Source organism: Paracoccus amoyensis (assembly GCF_014490725.1).
Classification (GTDB): Bacteria; Pseudomonadota; Alphaproteobacteria; order Rhodobacterales; family Rhodobacteraceae; genus Paracoccus; species Paracoccus amoyensis.
The window spans coordinates 103,847-123,895 of record NZ_JACOQL010000005.1; the positions used below are offsets into that span (position 1 = coordinate 103,847).

General features: G+C 59.8%; 19 protein-coding genes. 9 read left to right on the forward strand and 10 right to left on the reverse strand.

The genetic code is table 11. The annotated features are described in order from the left end of the window. Positions 1-12 precede the first annotated feature (12 nt). The 3 genes from rpmA (at position 13) to H4P12_RS15965 (ending at position 2,072) form a co-directional block, all read left to right on the forward strand. Positions 13-285, forward strand: coding sequence for a 50S ribosomal protein L27 (gene rpmA / locus H4P12_RS15955; protein ID WP_187794671.1), 273 nt, complete (start codon positions 13-15; stop codon positions 283-285). 104 nt (positions 286-389) lie between these two features. After that, positions 390-959 (forward strand): GNAT family N-acetyltransferase, encoded by a 570-nt coding sequence (locus tag H4P12_RS15960; protein WP_187794672.1) that lies wholly within the window; start codon positions 390-392, stop codon positions 957-959. Between the two features lie 132 nt (positions 960-1,091). Then, positions 1,092-2,072: an MsnO8 family LLM class oxidoreductase gene (locus H4P12_RS15965; protein ID WP_187794858.1), complete on the forward strand. Its 981-nt coding sequence runs from the start codon at positions 1,092-1,094 to the stop codon at positions 2,070-2,072. 8 nt (positions 2,073-2,080) lie between these two features. Here H4P12_RS15965 and H4P12_RS15970 read toward each other — a convergent pair whose 3' ends face one another. From H4P12_RS15970 to H4P12_RS15980, 3 genes are read right to left on the reverse strand one after another with little or no spacing between them, the layout of a single operon-like run. Next, positions 2,081-3,424, reverse strand: a complete 1,344-nt coding sequence (locus H4P12_RS15970) for a sensor histidine kinase (protein ID WP_187794673.1) — start codon at positions 3,422-3,424, stop codon at positions 2,081-2,083. A gap of 7 nt (positions 3,425-3,431) precedes the next feature. Next, positions 3,432-4,094: a response regulator transcription factor gene (locus H4P12_RS15975; protein ID WP_187794674.1), complete on the reverse strand. Its 663-nt coding sequence runs from the start codon at positions 4,092-4,094 to the stop codon at positions 3,432-3,434. Further along, on the reverse strand, positions 4,094-4,426 hold the full coding sequence (locus H4P12_RS15980; RefSeq protein WP_246449329.1) for a PepSY domain-containing protein: 333 nt from the start codon (positions 4,424-4,426) through the stop codon (positions 4,094-4,096). The genes H4P12_RS15975 and H4P12_RS15980 overlap by 1 nt, the downstream gene beginning before the upstream one ends. A 114-nt stretch (positions 4,427-4,540) precedes the next feature. On the opposite strand from H4P12_RS15980, the gene H4P12_RS15985 reads away from it, so the two are divergent. Continuing rightward, complete coding sequence (locus tag H4P12_RS15985) at positions 4,541-5,206, forward strand: calcium-binding protein (protein ID WP_187794675.1); 666 nt, start codon at positions 4,541-4,543, stop codon at positions 5,204-5,206. A gap of 63 nt (positions 5,207-5,269) precedes the next feature. Here H4P12_RS15985 and H4P12_RS15990 read toward each other — a convergent pair whose 3' ends face one another. From H4P12_RS15990 to H4P12_RS16020, 7 genes are all read right to left on the reverse strand, one after another. After that, positions 5,270-6,400: a M20/M25/M40 family metallo-hydrolase gene (locus H4P12_RS15990; RefSeq protein ID WP_187794676.1), complete on the reverse strand. Its 1,131-nt coding sequence runs from the start codon at positions 6,398-6,400 to the stop codon at positions 5,270-5,272. After that, complete coding sequence (locus H4P12_RS15995; RefSeq protein WP_187794677.1) at positions 6,397-7,572, reverse strand: M20 aminoacylase family protein; 1,176 nt, start codon at positions 7,570-7,572, stop codon at positions 6,397-6,399. The genes H4P12_RS15990 and H4P12_RS15995 overlap by 4 nt, the downstream gene beginning before the upstream one ends. After that, positions 7,556-9,229 (reverse strand): ABC transporter ATP-binding protein, encoded by a 1,674-nt coding sequence (locus H4P12_RS16000; protein WP_187794678.1) that lies wholly within the window; start codon positions 9,227-9,229, stop codon positions 7,556-7,558. The genes H4P12_RS15995 and H4P12_RS16000 overlap by 17 nt, the downstream gene beginning before the upstream one ends. Positions 9,230-9,232: 3 nt before the next feature. Next, the gene (locus tag H4P12_RS16005; RefSeq protein ID WP_187794679.1) at positions 9,233-10,108 is read right to left on the reverse strand and encodes an ABC transporter permease; all 876 of its coding nucleotides are present in this window, start codon (positions 10,106-10,108) and stop codon (positions 9,233-9,235) included. Beyond that, a complete protein-coding gene (locus H4P12_RS16010; protein ID WP_187794680.1) occupies positions 10,108-11,049 on the reverse strand; it encodes an ABC transporter permease in 942 nt (313 codons plus the stop codon). The genes H4P12_RS16005 and H4P12_RS16010 overlap by 1 nt, the downstream gene beginning before the upstream one ends. 63 nt (positions 11,050-11,112) lie before the next feature. Next, positions 11,113-12,678: an ABC transporter substrate-binding protein gene (locus H4P12_RS16015; RefSeq protein WP_187794681.1), complete on the reverse strand. Its 1,566-nt coding sequence runs from the start codon at positions 12,676-12,678 to the stop codon at positions 11,113-11,115. Between the two features lie 44 nt (positions 12,679-12,722). Further along, a complete protein-coding gene (locus H4P12_RS16020; RefSeq protein WP_343069847.1) occupies positions 12,723-14,267 on the reverse strand; it encodes a M81 family metallopeptidase in 1,545 nt (514 codons plus the stop codon). A 79-nt stretch (positions 14,268-14,346) separates the two neighbouring features. On the opposite strand from H4P12_RS16020, the gene H4P12_RS16025 reads away from it, so the two are divergent. From H4P12_RS16025 to H4P12_RS16045, 5 genes are all read left to right on the forward strand, one after another. Further along, positions 14,347-15,138, forward strand: a complete 792-nt coding sequence (locus tag H4P12_RS16025) for an IclR family transcriptional regulator (protein WP_187794683.1) — start codon at positions 14,347-14,349, stop codon at positions 15,136-15,138. 378 nt (positions 15,139-15,516) lie between these two features. After that, positions 15,517-16,620 (forward strand): ABC transporter ATP-binding protein, encoded by a 1,104-nt coding sequence (locus tag H4P12_RS16030; protein WP_187794684.1) that lies wholly within the window; start codon positions 15,517-15,519, stop codon positions 16,618-16,620. Between the two features lie 19 nt (positions 16,621-16,639). Further along, entirely contained in the window at positions 16,640-17,713 is a 1,074-nt protein-coding gene (locus tag H4P12_RS16035; protein WP_187794685.1) for an ABC transporter substrate-binding protein, read from the forward strand. 83 nt (positions 17,714-17,796) lie between these two features. Further along, positions 17,797-18,867, forward strand: coding sequence for an ABC transporter substrate-binding protein (locus H4P12_RS16040; protein ID WP_187794686.1), 1,071 nt, complete (start codon positions 17,797-17,799; stop codon positions 18,865-18,867). A gap of 102 nt (positions 18,868-18,969) precedes the next feature. Beyond that, entirely contained in the window at positions 18,970-20,046 is a 1,077-nt protein-coding gene (locus H4P12_RS16045; protein ID WP_187794687.1) for an ABC transporter substrate-binding protein, read from the forward strand. Positions 20,047-20,049 lie beyond the last annotated feature (3 nt).

Below are 20,049 nucleotides of genomic sequence, written 5' to 3' on the forward strand. Positions count from 1 at the left end.
GGAGACTGAACCATGGCACATAAGAAAGCAGGCGGTTCGTCCCGCAACGGTCGCGACTCAGCTGGTCGCCGTCTTGGCGTGAAGCTGTATGGCGGTCAGGAAGCGATTGCCGGCAATATCATCGTGCGTCAGCGCGGCACCAAGTGGTGGCCGGGCGTGAACGTGGGCATAGGCAAGGACCATACCCTGTTTGCACTGACCGATGGCCATGTGACCTTCCGCAAGGGTCTGAAGGGTCGCACGTTTATTTCGGTGGTCCCGGCCTCGCTTGAGGCGGCCGAGTAACCCAAACTTAACATTTCAATGTTAACGGGGGGATCGGCGAAAGCCGGTCCCCCGGTCATTTTTTGACCAGTTTCCGGGAGGGGAAAATGGTAATGTCTGCACCCATGCGGGAAGGAACGAGATTGGACGATCTGGCCATCGACAGGGATGTGCTGAACCAGCCAGTCATCGAAACCGAACGCTTTGTCTTGCGCCCTTTGCGTCCGTCGGATGCGGGAATGATCGCACATTATACCGCTGATCGCCGCATTGCCGAAGGCACGCGCGCCATTCCGCACCCACTGCCGCCCGGCGCCTCTGAAGCGTTCGTGGCCCGTGCGCTGTCGGAAAAGCGAAGCGAAGACGTCTGGGCGATCGACGGATCGACCTATAAATTGGCAGAACTGTTGGGCGTCGTATCGCTGACCCGTATGGAGGGGGATCAGTCCGAACTTGGCTTCTGGATCGGCGCTGGCTTCTGGAACACCGGCTTCGCGACTGAGGCTGTGGATGCTGTCGTCAAGGCGAACCCCCACAACTCCCGAACCCTGTTCGCCGAGGTGTTTCAGGACAATCCCGGTTCCGCCCGTGTGCTGACCAATTGCGGTTTCGTCTATCTGGGCGATGCCGAAAGCTGGTCGGTGGCGCGTAATTCCCGGGTGCCGACTTGGACCTATTTGCGCAAGATGGGCTGACGGTCCGTTCGCAAACCCTTTCAACGCCCGGTCCGACGCCGGGCGTTCTTATTGCATGGCGGGCATTCCATTTTTTGCAACGACTGCCGTTGCAAATCCGGTATTGCTACATAACTGCCCAGTATGAGCAGCATTCCTTATTCCCTTCTTGATCTGTCGCCTGTCCCCGAGGGGTTTGAGGCTGCAGATGCAATTCAAAATACCCTTGATCTGGCGAAAAAAGCCGAAGGTTGGGGTTATCACCGATTTTGGCTGGCCGAGCATCACAACATGCCCGGCATCGCCAGCGCGGCGACTGCGGTGCTGATCGCCCTGGTCGCGCAATCGACCAGGACCATGCGGGTCGGGGCGGGGGGAATCATGTTACCCAACCACGCCCCGCTGACCGTAGCAGAGGCGTTCGGCACTTTGGCAACGGCCTTTCCCGATCGCATCGATCTGGGGCTGGGCCGCGCGCCGGGCGGTGATGGTGCTGTCATCCGCGCCCTGCGCCGCGATCCGATGGCGGACAGCTTTCCGCAGGATGTGATGGAATTGCTGACCTATTTCGGCCCCGAAAACCCGAATGCGTCTGTTCGCGCCCTTCCGGGCGAGGGGACGAACGTGCCGATCTGGATTTTGGGCAGCAGCCTTTTCGGCGCACAACTGGCGGCGCATTTGGGCCTGCCTTATGCCTTTGCCAGCCATTTCGCCCCCGGTGACATGGATCAGGCTTTGCAGATGTATCGTGATCGGTTCCGCCCGTCACAATGGCTGGATAAGCCCAAGGCCATGATCGCAATCAATGTCTTTGCGGCCGACGATGCCGATGAGGCACATTATCTGCGCACCTCGATGCAGCTTGCCTTTGCGCGTTTGCGGACCGGGATGCCAGGGAAATTGCCGTGCCCGACGCGTGATCTGCAGAATGATCTGGACCCACAGATGCGGCGCATGGTGGATCAGGCGCTCAGGATCACGGCGGTCGGGAATGCGGCGCAGATTGACGAACAACTGCGCCGACTGATCGCAACATATCAACCGGACGAGATTATCCTGACGGGACAGATTCATGATCACAAAGCCCGCTTGCGCAGCTTTGAAATCGCGGCCGAAGTGATGGGGCGGCCGTAAATCCGCCCCTATTTCGCGTGCAATTTGACCTCGACCGACAGGCCGGGGTCGGCATTTGCAAAGCTGATCTGCCCATCGGCGGCGTCGACGACATCCGTCACAATGGCAAGACCGATGCCCTGACCTTCGCCGCTTTCGTCCAGCCGCACGCCGCGTTGCGTCAGATGTTTCAGCGCCGTTTCCGGGACGCCGGGGCCATCATCGCGGATCGTGATGACGGCATGGCGACCGTGCCTTGCAACCGTTGTGGTTACCCGTGTTCTGGCATGGCGCATCGCGTTTTCAAGTAACGCGCCCAGGGCCTCGGTCAGGTCGTCCGGGTCGATTCTTGCCCGTAGATCCGGGTCACCCGAGATATCCCACTGGATATCGGCCCCTGTGGGCGTTCGTTTCAGCACTTTGATGACGCGATTTATCACCAGGTCTGGCTTGGCCTCTGCCGAATTGCGATCAGACTGGATGCGCGCCCGTGTCAGTTCGCGGTCAACCAGTTGCCGCATTGAGCCGACAACGGTTTCGATACTATCGGCGACGGTCGTCTGCGCCTGAACGCGCAGCTTTTCCGCATCGCCCAGCAAGGCTTGTAGCGGTGTCTTGAACCCATGCGCCAGATCGGCGGCACGATGGCGGGCGCGGGTCAGTTCGGCATCGCGTTGGTCCAGCAACTGGTCAATCTGCTGCGACAAGGGGACAACTTCGTCCGGCAGGTCGGTGCCGATTCGCTTGCGGTCGCCCGCGGTCAGGGCCAGAACGCGGTCGCTGACTTCCGACAAAGGTTGTAGGCCGACACGGATTTGGGCCCAGAACGCGGTAAGTAACAAGGCACAAAGAACACCCAGAAAGGGGAGCAATTCTGTGACGAAATCGCGTTTGGCCTCTTGCATGGCGGTGCGATCGGTCGCGACCAGAATACGCAAAGGCAGCGGCTGGCCATTTGCATTGACCAGCAGGCCTTGTTCCAGAACGATCAGCCTTTCATCCTGCGGGCCGGGCAGGGCCAGAACGCGCCGTTGACCGGGGGGGATCGGGTCTTTGGGTGGTGTCAGGCGGTAATCCCACAGCGACCGCGACCGCCGTTCCTCGTTCCCCAGACTGACTTGCCAGTAGTGACCTGAATAGGGCTGGCGATACAGGCGGTCCGGCGGGGGATCGGTCAGGTGGGGAACGCCATCCGCGTCGTTTTCGACCATTCCGGCAAGCGTCAGGGCACGCGCCGCAAGATCGTTGACGGCAACGCGCTCGACATGGCGTTCAAACAGAAAGGACAGCCCGACAGCCGAGAGCGTCAGGGTGATCAGGATTGCGACTGCGCCAGCCAGCATCAACCGCCATCTGATCGAATTCCGCCTCATCCAGCCCTCATCCAGCGCTGTCCAGACCGTAGCCAAAGCCGCGACGCGTCATGATGATGCCCGTCCCGATCTTGCGCCGCAGTCGGGCGATCACCGCTTCCAAGGCGTTTGCATCTTTGGCGTCATCATCACCGTAAAGATGTTCCAGCAGTTCCGGTGGTGGCACAACACGGTCTCGATGCAGCGCCAGATAGGCCAGAAGGCGAAATTCAAGCGGCGTGACAGAGATGGGCACACCATCAATCGTGATCTGCATTCGGTTGATATCAACCGACAGCCGGCCAAGTTGCTGGACCGATGCGGCCCGTCCCCCCGAACGTCGCACCAAGGCACGGGCGCGGGCAATCAGTTCCTCCATCCTGAAGGGCTTGGGCAGATAGTCGTCGGCCCCGGCGTCAATACCCTCGACGCGTTCGGTCCATGCCCCGCGCGCGGTCAGGATCAGGACCGGGCTTTCACACCCCTCGGCCCGCCAGCGCTTCAGAATCGTCAGGCCGTCCAACCCCGGCAAGCCCAGATCCAGCACGATCAAGTCATAGTTTTCGGTCCCGCCGCGAAACCACGCGTCCTCACCATTATCGACATGCTCGACCCGAAAGCCTGCAGAATCCAATGCGCGCTGCAGATCAGATGCGATCCGATGGTCGTCTTCGACAATAAGCGCGCGCATCAATCATCCTCTTCCACTTCCAGGATTTTCCCGGTTGCTGCATCCAGGTCAACCTCGATCAACAGGCCCTCGGGTGTAATCAATTCGATTTCATAGACACGTCTTCCGAAGTCATATTCAAGCTCGACTTCAACGACTTCGCCAGGATGGGTCTTGTTCAGCTCTGCAAGAATATCAGCTAATGGAAGAATTTCACCGTCCTGCACCGCATCCAGTGCAAGCTCGTAATCAGGCATGACGGCTTCCTGCGCAGTGGATATGGAAGCGCTTGAAAGGATGAGAGTGAGCACGGCATATTTCATCCACGCCATATGCCAAATCAGCGCTGACAATTCACTGACAGTTCAGGTCAGAATACTGTCAGCAAGCTTACGTTATGAATGATTCGCAGATGCACAGGGCAATGCAGCCCGTGCCACGCGAAATGCAAACAAAGGACTTTCACCATGGCAAATCCTGTTCGTTACACTAACGGCCCTGATCTGATTAAGGGCACCTCGCTGGATGACTGGCTGCTGGCGCTGGACGGCAATGATTCCGTCTACGGCTACAACGGCAACGACGAGATCGAAGGTGGCGCTGGTCATGACCGTATCTGGGGCGGCAATGGCAACGACGATCTGGAAGGCAATGGCGGCAACGACTTCCTGAGCGGGGGCGCTGGCAATGACGAGTTGGAAGGCGGCGCAGGCAACGATTCGATGCATGGCGGGGCCGGTAACGATGAATTGGATGGCGGCAGCGGCAATGATCGACTGTCCGGCAATATCGGCCGCGACGATCTGGATGGTGGCGCCGGCAATGATACGCTGATCGGCGGTCCGGGCAACGACACCCTTGAGGGCGGCCGTGGTAACGATATTCTGGTTGGCGGCACGGGCGCTGACGAGTTCGAATTTGAGATGGGCCATGGTCACGACATCGTTCGCGATTTCCAGAACGGTTTGGACAAGATCGAGATTGACGATTTCAGCCGTGCTCAGGTTCGCAATCTGATCAACAATGCGACGCAGGATGGCGGTGATGTTGTGCTGAAGCTGTCGGCCACGACCACGATCACGCTGGAAGACATGCGTCTCGGACAGCTGGATATGAGCGACTTCACGTTCTAAGTCACGTTTTCTGTCAAACAGTCGAAGGGTGGCCCGGTTTCCTGGGCCACCCTTTTTTCGGTCTCAGCGAATTTCCATCATCAAAGCGGCAGCCAGTTTCGCGCGCTCTGCAAGGCTGTCGATCTGAATATGTTCGTTCAGCGTATGCAGACCCTTGCCGCGCACGCCGATTGAATCCAGCGTGGGCACGCCCATCGCGCCGGTGAAATTGCCATCCGATCCGCCGCCCGCGCTGCCAGCGGTCAGCTCAAAGCCGATCTCGGCGCAGATTTTCCGGGCCAGTTCGTAAAGCTGCCTCGTGCCGGGCGCAGGCTCCCAGACGGGGCGGGTGACGCCGCGTGTGACAATGAAGTCGACGCCATTTGCTTCGCCCTGAAGCGCCTCGATCGCGGCGACACCGTTGTCCAGATCGGCCTGCGTCTTGGCCATGCTCAGCACTTCGGCGCGACATTCGGATGACACGCAATTGACCCATTGCCCCGCATGGATCACCCCGACCGAAAAGGTGCAGTCATCCGTGGTCATCGCCTCGACCTCCAAGATCTTGCGGGCCATTGCCGCGATGGCTGACCGTCCGTCTTTCAGCGCCCAGCCGGCATGGCTGGGGCGACCCTGGGTCAGCAGGTCAAAGCGGGCGATGGCGTATCGCCCGATCACCGCGCCACCATCGGGCGAGGCGGGCTCTGGCAACAGCACGGCGCGTTGACCACGGGCCTGATCCTCGATCAGCCCGCGCGTGGCGGGGGTTCCGACCTCTTCATCCGGGGTGAACAGGAAGGTCACTGGCAGCGGCGTTTGCAGGCCCGTTTTTAGAATTTGGCGCATCGCCTCCAGAAAGACATAGTTTCCGCCCTTCATGTCCATGATGCCCGGACCATAGGCAAGGCCGTCCTGCACCCGGAAAGGCAGCTTTTCCAAGGTGCCAATCGGGTGGACGGTATCAAGATGGCCCGAAACCAGAATGCCCGGCTTGCCCTGATCGGGATGCGGGAAAGTGGCGCGAATGGAATCACCAAACCCTTTGGTGCCGGGAATTGTTTCCACTGTGGCACCAATGGCCGTCAGATCGCGGGCCGCCAGCGCCATCATCCGACTGACTGCAGCCGCGTCCCAGGTCGGGCTTTCACATTCGACCCAAGGGCGCAGACCAGCCAGCATTTCATCAGAATCAAACGGCAGGTTCAGCGGATTCATGCGGCGTTCCCCAATGGCAGGCGGCGTTCGATCAGCCGGGCATAGATCGAGGCTCCGACCGGCAGGATTTCCGGGTCCAGCACAAAGCCCGGGTTATGCAGGGGCACGGTGCCGGCATGGCCCAGATTGCCATAGGCGCCGGGCACGATTTGCAGCATGTCGGCGAAATCTTCGGATCCGGTAAAAGGGGGGCTGTCATCGGTGACATTGTCGGCGCCTACCACATCCGCCGCCGCCGCGACCCATTCATCGGCAAGCGAGTCGTCGTTTAGCAGAACATCGAAGATTTCGTTGAAAGTCACGTCGATCCGCATACCATAGGCCACCGCGAAGCCTTCACATATTTCGCGCATGCGGATCTGCATCAGGTCGCGAACCTCGGGTTTGAAAAAGCGGATCGTGCCCGCGATCTGCGCCGTTTCCGGCACCACGTTATAGGCGCTGCCCGCATGGATCTGTGTGACCGACAGCACCGCCTGATCCAGCGCGGGCATGTTGCGACCAAGGATCGTCTGGAATTGCCCGACAAGGGCCGAGGCCACAACCAGCGCGTCCCGCGATTGTTGTGGCATGGCGGCATGGCTGCCCTTGCCGGTGACGGCGATGTCAAAGAAGGACGCGCCGGCCATGGCCGCGCCCTTGCAGATCATTGCGCGGTTCGGCTGGCCGTTGGGTTGATTGTGCATCCCGTAAACCTCATCCACCGGGAAACGCTGGAACAGGCCGTCTGCAATCATGCCGCGTGCGCCGCCCAGACCTTCCTCGGCAGGTTGGAAGATGAACACAGCAGTGCCGTCGAAATTGCGGCTTTCAGCCAGATATCTGGCCGCGCCCAGCAGCATCGTCGTATGGCCATCATGGCCGCAGGCGTGCATCCGACCGCTGTTTTGGGACGCATAATCCAGGCCACTGGTCTCATTGATCGGCAGCGCGTCCATATCGGCACGCAGGCCGATACGTCGATTGCCCGCGCCTTTGCCGCGCAGGATGCCCACCACGCCGGTCCTGGCGATATTTTCATGCACCTCGTCAAAGCCAAAATCCCGCAGCTTTTCCGCAACGATCCCCGAGGTGCGGACCTCTTCGAACCCGATTTCGGGATTGGCGTGCAGATCGCGGAAGATCGCTGTCAGATCAGACTTGGCGGCGTCAATTTCAGGCAGGACGGGCATTCGGGGCCTCACTCATTTTACGGAAGTTCTGGAAATCCCAGTCACGGCCGGGGGCGGCGTCGATCAGGGCGCGGGTATAGGGGTGGACGGGGCTGCCCAAAACATCGCCCGCAGGGCCATGTTCCACGACCGCGCCGCGCTGCATGACGATCACGTCGTCGCAGATCTGGGCGGCGACGCGCAGATCATGGGTGATAAAGACGATGGCGATGCCAAGTTCCTGCTGCAATTGGTCCAGCAGGTCCAGCACCTGCGCCTGCACCGAGACATCCAGCGCTGATACCGCCTCATCGGCGACCAGCACATCCGGGCGCATCATGACCGCGCGGGCAATTGCGATCCGCTGCCGCTGGCCGCCGGAAAACATGTGCGGATAGCGATGCAGCGCATCTTCGGGCAGGCCCACGACGTTCAGCAGACGCGCGGCCTCGGCCATCGCTTCCGACTTCGAAGTGCCATAATTCAACGGCCCCTCGGTCAGGCTGCGGGCGATGGTCCAGCGTGGGTTCAGCGATCGCATCGGATCCTGAAATACCACCTGCAACTTCTTGCGGTGCGGGCGCAACTGGTTGCGCGACAGGCTGGCGATATCGCTGCCATCCAGCCTGATCTGACCCGATGTGGGATCAATCAACCGCATGATACAGCGGGCGACGGTCGATTTCCCGGACCCGGATTCGCCAACAATGCCCAGCGTCCGACCGCGTGTCAGGGTAAAGCTGACATCCTTGGCGGCATGCGCCCGTGGCAGTTTTTTCAGAATCCCGCCGCCGCCATAGATCTTGTTCAGCCTGTCGACCTGCAACACGATGTCTGAAACATCCGGTCGTGCCGGGCGCGGCGACAGGCTGGGAACGGATGCCAGCAAGGCGCGGGTATAGTCTTTTTGCGGGTGACGCAGGATCTGTTCGACCGGGCCGCTTTCGACGATTTCGCCATGCTTCATGACATAGACCGTATCGGCGATTTCCGCGACCACGCCCATGTCATGCGTGATGAACAGGACCGCCGTGCCGTGATTGGCCTGCAGTTCGCCGATCAGCGACAGGATCTGCTTTTGCGTCGTCACATCCAGCGCGGTCGTCGGTTCATCCGCGATCAGCAGAACCGGTTCCAGCACCAGTGCCATGGCGATCATGATGCGCTGACGCTGGCCACCGGACAGCTGGTGGGGATAGCTGCGAAAGATGCGTTCGACATCGGGCAGGTGCACCTGTTCCATGATGGCGATGGCCCGCTTGCGACGCTCGGACGGGGGCAGCTTGGTGTGAAGCTCCATCACCTCTGTGATCTGGTCGCCGACACGCAGAACCGGGTTCAACGCGGTCATCGGCTCCTGAAAGATCATGGCGACGCGGGCGGCGCGCAATTCGCGCATCTGCGCCTGCGACAGGGGCAACAGGTTTTCGCCCTGAAGGTTGATCTTGCCATCGGTCACTTTCAGCGCATCGGGCAGCAATCCCATGATCGCCAGCGATGTGACCGATTTTCCCGAACCGGATTCGCCCACGAGGCAGACAGTTTCCCCCTGCCGGATGGTCACGTCGATCCCTTTCAGCACCTGCGGTTGGCCCGCGGTGTCGGGCAGCGCGACGGTCAGGTTGTCAGTTTCAATGGCGATTGCGGCATCGTCGAAATTGCGTGATTTGAACTGCATGGCTTACCCCGCACGCTTTTTAAGTCTTGGGTCCAGCATGTCGCGCGCCGTATCACCCAGCAGATTGATCGACAGGATGCACAGGGACAGCATCAAGCCGGGATACAGGATCAGTTCGGGCTTGATGCGAAAGAACATGCGCCCCTCGGCCATGATATTGCCCCAGGTCGGAGTTTCGGTGCTGACGCCCGCGCCCAGGAAGGACAGGATCGCTTCGGTCAGGATGGCCGAGGCCAGGATATATGTCCCCTGCACGATCAGCGGTGCCAAGGTGTTGGGCACCAGATGCTGGATCAGGATTTTCGGCATGGAGGAGCCAAGGGCGATGGCCGCCTCGACATAGGGTTCCTCGCGGGCGGTCAACACAACGGCGCGGACCAGCCGGACCACGCGCGGAATTTCGGGAATGGTGATCGCCGCGATCACCGACCCGACCGAGGGGCCGTTCAGCGCAACCAGCGCAATCGCCAGCAGGATCGATGGAATCGCCATCAGCGCATCCATCATTCGCATGATGATCGCATCCGCCGTGCGAAAGAAGCCCGCAATCATGCCGATGATCAGTCCCAGCAGGACCGACACGATGGCGGTGGCGATACCGATCATCAGGGACAGTCGGCCACCGATCAGCACGCGTGACAGGATGTCGCGGCCATAGTTGTCAGTGCCCAGCGGGTGCCCCGGCATCGGACCTTTCAGCCGGTTCAGCGGGTCCATGGCCAACGGATCATGGGGGGCGATCCACGGGGCAAGGATGGTGGCAAGCACGATGACGAGCAGCACAACCGCCGCTATTTTGGGCGCAAGGCCCGCATTCGGCATGCGGATCAGCCGCAGCACCGGCTGCATCGCCGAGGCAGGAGGGGGCGTCTGTGCCATCAGTAGCGGATCCTTGGGTCAAAGAGGGAATAACTGATGTCGATCAACAAATTGACCAGCACGTAAAGAAAGCTGGTCAGCAGGATCATGGCCTGGATGACCGGATAGTCGCGGGCCAGAATGGCGTCGACGGTCAGGCGACCAATGCCGGGGATGTTGAACACGGTTTCGGTGACCACGACACCGCCGATCAGCAGGGCAAAGCCGGTGCCGATCACCGTCAGGATCGGAACAGCGGCGTTTTTCAGCGCGTGGCGAAACAGCACTGTCCGTTCGGGCGCACCCTTGGCGCGGGCGGTGCGGATATAATCCTCGCCCAGCACCTCCAGCATATTGGCGCGGGTCATTCGCGCAATCAGCGCGACATAGATCGTGGTCAGCGTCAGGGCGGGCAAAAAGGCGTTTTTCAGGAAGGGCAGCAGGCCAGCAGAGATCGGCGTGTAGCCCTGAACCGGAAACCAGCCCAGTTTCAGCGAGAAGATCAGGATGAAGATATAGCCGATGACAAAGACCGGGATGGAAAAGCCAAGCACCGAAAACGCCATCACCGCATAATCCGCCGCGCTGCGATGCTTCCACGCCGCCAGAACACCCATCGGCACGGCCAGCAGCACCGACATGATGATCGTCAGCAGTGCGATGGCCAGCGTCGGGCCCATGCGGCTTGCAATCATGGATGATACCGGCGTGTTAGAGATCAGCGAGGTGCCCAGATCACCCCGCAACAGCTGTCCAATCCAAGTGATGAACTGGATATGCAGCGGTTGATTCAGGCCCATCGCTTCGCGGATCCGTTCCAGTTGGGCGGGGGTGGCCATGTCGCCCGCGATGATCGCCGCGGGATCACCCGGCGTCAGGCGCAGCAGCAGAAAGACGAAGACGGCGACCAGCAACATGACCGGGATTACGGCCAGAATACGGCGCAGGATATATCCTAGCATCGGAAAACCTTTGATCGGACGGAAGTGGGGAGCGGCGCATCAGGCCGCGCCCCGCGATTGGCGTCATTCGCCCTTTTTGATGTTCCAGAACACCGGAACCGGCGAGGGGATCATATCGGTCAGATTGGCCCGTCGCGCCTGTGGCAGGCTGTATTGGCCCAGCGGAACTTCCAGCACGGTGTTGATGGAATGTGACTGGATTTCCTCGGACACGGCTTTTTGCGCGTCCAGATCGGCGGCGGCAATATAGTCGTTTTTAAGCTTTTCGATCGTGTCATCGGTCGGCCAGCCGAACCACGCGTCGTTGCCGCGCCCGTTCAGCATCGGGTTAGAGATCGGGTTGGAAATTTCCGGCACCATCCAGTTGGTGATGAACAGGTTCCAGCCACCATCCGCCGGGGCCGATTGGCTGGCGCGGCGTGTCACCAACGTCTGCCAATCCATCGGTTGCATGTCGACGTTGAAGCCCGCGTCACGCAGCATCTGCGATACGACAACCGGCTGTGTTGCCAGTGCCACCATATCCGTCGGGGCCATCAGGACGACGGGCGTGCCGTCATACCCGGATTCCGCCAGCAGGGCCTTGGCCTCTTCGGCTCCGCCACCCTTGGTCAGCGTGTCCGTGCCGGTTTCATTTTCCAGCGGCGTGCCGCAGCCCAGCAAGGCACCGCAAATCTGATAATATTGCGGGTCGCCGATCATCGCCGCCAGAACGGTTTCCTGCGAGATCGCCTTTAACGCCGCCTGCCGCACCTTTTCATTGTCGAAGGGAGGGTGGAGGAAGTTCATCCGGGCCATGGTCATCATGCCGGTCGGCTCGCGCACCTCGACGACCAGATTGGGGTCGCCTTCCAGCAAGGGCAGCAGATCGACCTGCATCTGTTCGATATAGTCGATTTCGCCACTGGTCAGCGCGTTCACAGCGGTCTGGATGTCGGGCATGTTGACCCATTTCACCTCATCCACGTTGACCACCTTGCCGCCGGCCATCCAGTCGGCAGGCTCGTCGCGGGGCACATAGTCCGGGTTCTTGGCATAGGTGACGCTGATGCCCGGCTGGAATTCATCGGTCACGAAGATGAAGGGACCAGAGCCGGTGTAATCCGTGATCGACTCATCCGCGGGGGTTTCCGCCACGCGGGCCGGCATGATGAACGGAGGCAGGGCCGATTGCTTGGAAAGCACTTCCAGCATCGGCACGAACGGCTCTTTCAGGGTCCAGACGATGGTCTTGTCGTCGGCCGCCTCCAGACTTTCGGTGCGGTCCATGATCACCTGACCGCCTGCATCCTTCTGCGCCCAGCGTTTCAGCGACGCGACGGCATCCGCAGCCGTGACCGCCGCGCCATCATGGAATTTCAGCCCATCGCGCAAGGTGAAGGTATAAACCTTCTGATCGTCCGAAATCGTCCAGTCCGCCATTTGTGGTTGTGGCTGGAATTGGGAATCCTGCGCGATCAGCACGTCATAGATCATATAGGCATGGTCGCGGGTGATATGGGCGGTGGTCATCACCGGGTCCAGCACGCGCAGGCCGGAATGCATCACCGCCGTCACGGTGGTTTCCGCCCATGCCGCACCGGCAAGGATGGTCGACGCCAGCAGGGTCGCAGTCAATCGTTGAAACATGGTTTCCTCTCTGTTGGTCGAAGGGGGCGGGACTGATCTTGGTGTCAGCCTTGCGCCGATGGATCAAAGGATGCGCCGCCCGGTTCCAGCCGGATACCGGGACGCAGGTGTCGCCAGGGAAGACCGGCCGGGCTAAGCGGCATCGGGCCGGGGGCCGTAACCGTCAGAATGGTTTCCGCGATATCGTTGAAATCCGCCCGGAAATGGACCGAGCTTTTGACGACCACGATATCCATATCTTCGGGATGGATGCCCAAAAAACGGAACATTTCGCGATCCGCCATCTGTGCCTTCTCAGATGACACGGCAATGCGAACGCCGCCGATGCGTAAACAGGCCGACGGTCCAAGCTGCAGATGCGCGCCGCCGTAATAGCCGCCGGTCGCATGGCATTTGCCATCGGACAGCATTTCAACCGTAAAGCGGGCCTTGAAGGGCGCGTCACCGGCGATGCCCGAACGGCCGCCAAGCGCGATTTCGATGACCTCGCCCACACCTGCATCCTGCGCCGTCTGTGCCGCACACGGGTCGGTGATCAGGCCGATGGCAGCCCGTTGCGCGTCGCATGATACCAGCGCGCGCAAGATACCCGTCGTATCGGAATTGCCGCCCGCACCCGGATTGTCCTGCGTGTCGGCGATCACGATCGGGCGTTTCGCGCTTTGGGCCAGAAGCATGGCATGTTTCACGCCATCTACGGGCTGATATGCCTTGCCCGAAAACTGCATTTCAGCATCCGCCACGGCCTGCGCGATGCGGTCAGCGCAGGCATCCGCCTGCTGCTGCGTGGCCGCATAGGCAATAACCGACGGGCCGCAATCGGCAAAGTCAGCGGCTGGAAATCCCATGAACAGCGATGCGGAATACAGACCTTCGGCGGGTTCAGCGGCCAGCTGATACAGCCGCCCGCCGGGTTCGCCCAAGGTGGATTGCCACGCAATCGGGATCAGGAAATCCAGTTGCCGGAAAGCCTTGGCGTTCGGGATGTCCGCCATCAGACGGTCCAGTTCGACTGCCGCGCGACGTCCCGTTTCCGCCATATCCACATGCGGATAGGTGCGAAACCCGACCATGCAATCGGCGCTGTCCACCATGAGTTGCGTGATATTTCCATGCAGATCCAGCGCTGCGACGATCGGCACATCCGGGCCTACTGCCTCACGCACCTGCGCCAGAAATTTGCCCTCGCCATCGGATGCGCCGTCAGCAACCATTGCGCCATGCAGGTCAAGAAAGACGCCGTCAAACGGTCCCTCGTCATACAGCCCCCGGATGATTTCCTGCGTGATGGCCTGATAGCATCCAGCCGTCACCGGCGCCGATGGGACCGCTCCGGCCCACAGGATCGGCACGATCTGCCAATTTGCCTCCTTGGCGTGGTTCAGCGCACCGGCGATCGGCAGGTTCACGTCGACTGCCCGGCGCAGGATGTCACCACCGCGCGATAGTGGCAGATAGCCGCCGCCCTGCTGAAATGACTGCATATCCGCAGGGCTTGGGGCGAATGAATTGCTTTCATGCACAAACCCCGCCACGGCAACGCGCGGTGATCTGGTTCGGGATGTGACGTTTGGTAAAGGTGATTCCACTTGTATTGCAATCCGATGCACTTGCATTGCATTGTGAGTTTAGAGATTTGATTTTTAATCTGTCAACAGCGGAGGCAACATGGCGTCGCCCGATCTTGATTTTGCTGCAGAAAAAGCAGGCGACCCGTTATTTGTGCAGTCGCTGGCGCGCGGAATGCAGGTCATGGCAGCGTTTCAGGGGGTCGAGCGTGCCCTTTCATTGGCCGAAATTGCGGCACGCACGTCAATCACGCGCAGCGCGGCCCAGCGGCTGGTCCACACCTTGCGCAAGATGGGGTATCTGCGGCTGACAGAGGATGGCCGGGGCTTTTTGCCCGATCTGGGTGTCCTCGATCTGACCTATGATTACCTGCGGCTGAACCCGTTGCTGCGCCGCGCCAGCCCCGCATTGCTAGAGTTGCGGCGCAATGTCCGCGAACGGGTCGATCTGTCGCTTTTTGATGGGCAGCGCATGGTTTACGCGGCGCGGATGCAAAGCAAGCGCGAGATGTTTTTTGCCACATTGGTGGGAAACACGGTTCCGACCTTTTGCACCTCAGGTGGTTGGGCTGTGATGGCACATCTGCCCGATCATCAGGTGGATGCGCTGCTGGCCAATGCCGACATGAAAGCATTGACGCCGCGCACACTGACCGATCCGGCCGCGATCCGCGAACAGATCGCGATGGCGCGGGAAAATGGCCACGCTCTCGCGCTGGAACAGATTCTGATGGGCGAAGTGGCATTGGGCGGCGCCATCCTTGGCGCTGAAGGGCGCCCTGTTGCGGCGATCCACGTTGCAGGATCGCTGTCGGAATGGGAGCCAGAGGAGTTTCGCCGTCGCGTGGCGCCGCTGGTCGCGGAAACCGTTCGATCCATCGAGTCGCTTTAGGGGGAGCGCCTTGGCTGCCCGGGCGTGGTCATGTCGGAAAGCGATGTCGCAAATGCGCTTTTGCGGATCAGCCAGCTTGGCTAAGTGCTTCTAATGATCGCATAAATTTAACGCTGTGATTGTATAATTTATGTGCAAGGTTGCATGATCCAGAATGTCCGATAGCGACGTGGCGCAGCGACTGAAATTTCAGTAAATTACTGATTTATATAAATTAATATAAATACCATCAGGTTTGGGCAGGCCATCTTTTCTGCCGAAATACCTAGCATTTCGTATAAGGTTGTCAGGAAATGTCGCAAATGGTGTTGCCAGCCCAATCGGGCGCTGCTTAAGCTGCATCTGCGCTAAATAACCAACTACAACAGGGAGAGCGCTTTGCTGGACCAAGGACAAGACGATTCATTCGTCGTCTTCGAGCATGTGCAGAAAAGCTACGACGGCAAGACGCTGGTCGTAAAGGATTTGAACCTGAACATCGGCAAGGGCGAATTTCTAACCATGCTGGGACCGTCGGGTTCGGGCAAGACGACCTGTCTGATGATGCTGGCGGGATTCGAAACTGCGACCCATGGTGATATCCGGCTGGACGGCAAGCCGATCAATCAGGTTCCTCCGCACAAGCGCGGCATCGGCATGGTGTTTCAAAACTATGCCCTGTTTCCGCATATGACCGTTGGCGAAAATCTGTCCTTTCCGCTGGAAGTGCGGGGCATGGGGAAAGCCGAACGCGAAACTCGCATCAAACGTGCGCTGGATATGGTGCAGATGGGTCAGTTCGCGAACCGTCGCCCGGCGCAGCTTTCGGGCGGCCAGCAGCAGCGGATCGCACTGGCCCGCGCGCTGGTTTTTGATCCCAAGCTGGTTTTGATGGACGAACCCCTGGGCGCGTTGGACAAACAGTTGCGCGAACATATGCAGTTTGAAATCAAGCAGTTGCATGAAGAATTGGGAATCACGGTCGTTTACGTCACCCATGATCAGGGCGAGGCGCTGACCATGTCCGACCGCGTGGCTGTCTTTAACGACGGGCGCATCCAGCAGCTTGCCCCGCCCGCCGCCCTGTATGAGCGGCCCGAGAACAGCTTTGTCGCGCAGTTCATTGGTGAAAACAACAAACTGCCCGGCACGATTGAACAGTTGAACGGGGATCATGCGCTGGTCAAGCTGGCGACCGGCGAAGTGATCGACGCCACACCCGTCAACATTACGCAAGTTGGCCAGCAGACGCTGGTATCCATTCGCCCCGAACGGGTCGAGTTCAAGCCCGAACTGATGCCCGCGGGCGCCCATATGATCGACGCGACGGTGCGCGACGTGATCTATATGGGGGATATTCTGCGGGTGCGCCTGCATGTGGCGGGATCGGATGATTTTGTCATGAAGATCCGCAACACGCTGGGCCAGACAAAGCTGGAGCCGGGGCAGCAGATCAAGGTTGGCTGGCATCCCGCCGACGCCCGCGCCCTGGATTTGACGTGATGGGAATTGGCACGCCGCAATGAAACGAACATTTCTGCTTTTCACGATGCTGACCACGCCATCCGTCTCTTTGGCGGATAACGCGGTTAATGTGGTGTCATGGGGCGGCGCCTATTCGCAGGCGCAGGACGATGCCTTTAATACGGCGTTTGAAGCGCAGACCGGCATCAGCGTGAACATGGTGGATGCCGATGATCCCGCGGTTCCGTTGCAGGCGCAAATTCTGGCAGGCAATGTGACCACGGATGTTGCCAGCCTGGGATATTCCGACGCAACCCGACTGTGCGATGAAAACATGCTGATGTTGATTGATCCGGCGACCCTGCGACCTGCGCCCGACGGGACGGCGGCGGTCGATGACTTTCTGCCGGGCGGATTGTCCGACTGCTTTGTTGCGACTGATGTTTATTCGACCATCATCGCCTATGACGAAAGCAAGTTTCCCGAAAATCCGCCCGATAGTCTGGCGGATTTTTTCGATACCGAAGGCTATCCCGGCAGGCGTGGCGTGCTGAAAGAGCCGCGCTTCACGCTGGAAATGGCGTTGATGGCAGACGGCGTTCCGGCGGCACAGGTCTATGAGATTCTGTCGACGCCCGAGGGGCTGGATCGTGCATTCGCCAAGCTGGACACGATCAAGGACGACGCCATCTTCTGGGAGGCTGGGGCACAGCCACCGCAACTTCTGGTGGATGGCGAGGTGGTGATGACGCAGGCCTATAACGGCCGCATCTTCAACGCCGCCGTGGATGACGGCAAGCCGCTGAAGGTCATCTGGGACGGCCAGATTTACGAGATGGATGGGTGGGTGATTCCGAAAGACGCGCCCAACCCGGACGATGCCCTCGCTTATGTGACCTTTTCCACCGATGCCCAGGCTTTGGCCGATTTTGCCATGCAGATCAGCTATGGTCCGCCGCGCAAAAGCGCAGCATCGCTGGTGGGGAACTACAAGGATACCGACATTCCGATGACGCCTAACCTGCCGACCACGGCACAGAATATGGCCAATGCCCTTGCCTTCGACAATGATTTCTGGGTCGATAACCTGGCCCAGCTGAACGAGCGTTTTGCAGCTTGGCTGGCATCCTGACGCTTGTGGTGTCCTGCCTGCGGGGCACCCAACAATAACAATGGCTAATGCCAGTATCTTTTCAACTCGGGAGCTATGAATAAATGAGGAAACTGCTGACGATTTCCACCGCACTTGGGCTGCTGGCTTCGCCCGCCCTGGCCGATGTGAATCTGCTGTCCTGGGGCGGCGCATATGGCAACAGTCATCTGCAAGCCTATGCCAAACCGTTCGAGGCCGAGAGCGGCAAGAAAGTGCACATCGCCGACGCCGACAACCCCGCCACGCCGATCAAGGCCATGGTCGAGGCCGGGAACGTGTCCGCCGATGTGGCATCGGTTGAATATGCCGACGCAGTTCGTCTGTGTGATGAAGGGTTGCTGGAAACTCTGGACCCCGCGATCCTTTCGCCCGCGCCCGATGGCACTGCCGCGACGGAAGATTTCATTGAAGGCGCGATTACCGACTGCTTTGTCGGCACGGATGTCTATTCGATGGTCGTCGCATTCGATGACAGCAAGTTCCCTGATGCCAAGCCTGCCTCGCCCGCCGATTTCTTCGACACCGAAGCCTTCCCGGGCAAGCGGACCATGCGCAAGGGCGCCAAGTTCAATCTGGAATTCGCGCTGATGGCGGATGGCGTGCCTGCGGGCGAAGTCTATGACACGCTGGCGACGCCAGAGGGTGTTGATCGCGCCTTTGCCAAGCTGGACACGATCAAGAACGACGTGATCTGGTGGGAAGCCGGTGCACAGCCGCCGCAATTGCTGGCTGATGGCGAAGTGACCATGGCCTATGCCTTCAACGGTCGTATCTTCGACGCCGCGCAGGGCGAGGGCAAGCCGTTCAAGATCGTCTGGGACGGGCAGATCTATGAAATGGAAGGCTGGGTGATCCCGAAAGGCGCACCGAACCTTGAAGATGCCAAGGCTTTCATCACCTTCTCGACCGCGACGCCAAATCAGGCGCGCGCCGCCGAATTCATCAGCTATGGCCCGCCGCGTCGTTCGGCCTCGGCTGCGGTCGGCAATATCGAGGGCACCGATGTTCCGATGGGACCGAACCTGCCGACCTATGAGGAAAATATGAAGAACGCATTGGGCTCGAACCTGGATTTCTGGGTCGATCACGATGCCGAGCTGAATGAACGCTTCAACAGCTGGCTGGCTGGCTGATTGCAGCATGCGGCGGGCAGCAGGTTTGCCCGCCGACTTCCCTTTGGGGTCACAAGAATACGCGGGTCAACGATACCCGGTATCATCAGGGAGATATAAAGAATGAAACGCTTATTGGTCCTGTCGACCGCGCTGACCTGCTTTGCCGTCGCCGCCTCGGCACAAGAAGTGAACGTGGTATCCTGGGGGGGCGCTTACGAGAAATCGCAGGTCGAAGCCTATAATAAGCCCTTTACCGAAGAAACGGGCATCACCGTCAACATGATCGCCGCCGATGATCCCGCCACCCCGTTGAAAGCCCAGGTCGAGGCCGGAAATGTGACCGGCGATGTTTTCGATCTGGCGATGGCCGACGCAATCCGTCTGTGCGACGAAGGTGCGTTGATGGAATTTGATCCCGCCACGCTTAATCCCGGTGCCGACGGCTCGCCTGCCGAGGAAGATTTTGTTGACGGTTCGGTGACCGATTGTGCTGTGGGCAACATTGTCTGGGGCACCGCCATCGGCTTTGACACGACAAAATTTCCTGATGGGGCGCCTGCCACCGCCGCCGATTTCTTCGATGTTCAGAAATTCCCCGGCAAACGCGGCCTGCCCAAGTCGCCCAAGCGGACGTTGTATCTGGCGTTGATTGCCGACGGCGTTCCCGCAGCCGATGTCTATGACGTTCTGTCCACACCCGAAGGCGTGGATCGTGCGTTCGCCAAACTGGACACGATCAAGAATGATGTTGTCTGGTGGGAAGCGGGTGCCCAGCCGATGCAGTTGCTGGCCGATGGCGAGGTCAGCATGACCACCGCCTATAACGGGCGTCTTTTCGACGCGATGGTCGGCGAAGGCAAACCCTTTGGTGTGATCTGGGACGCGCAATATCTGGAAATCAACGCATTCGTCATTCCAAAGGATGCGCCGCATCCAGAAGAGGCGCTGAAATACGTGAATTTCGCCACCGATACGCAGCGGCTGGCGGATCAGGCGAAATACATTGCCTATGGCCCGGCACGGGTATCGTCGGCGGGGCTTGTCGGTCTGTATCAGGACGGCAAAACCGAAATGGCCCCGCATATGCCAACCAGCGAAGACGCGATGAAAACCGCCGTCATCGACGATCCGGAATTCTGGGCCGACCGCGACGCCGAGTTGTCCGAGCGTTTCAACAGCTGGCTGGCCGGGAACTGATCT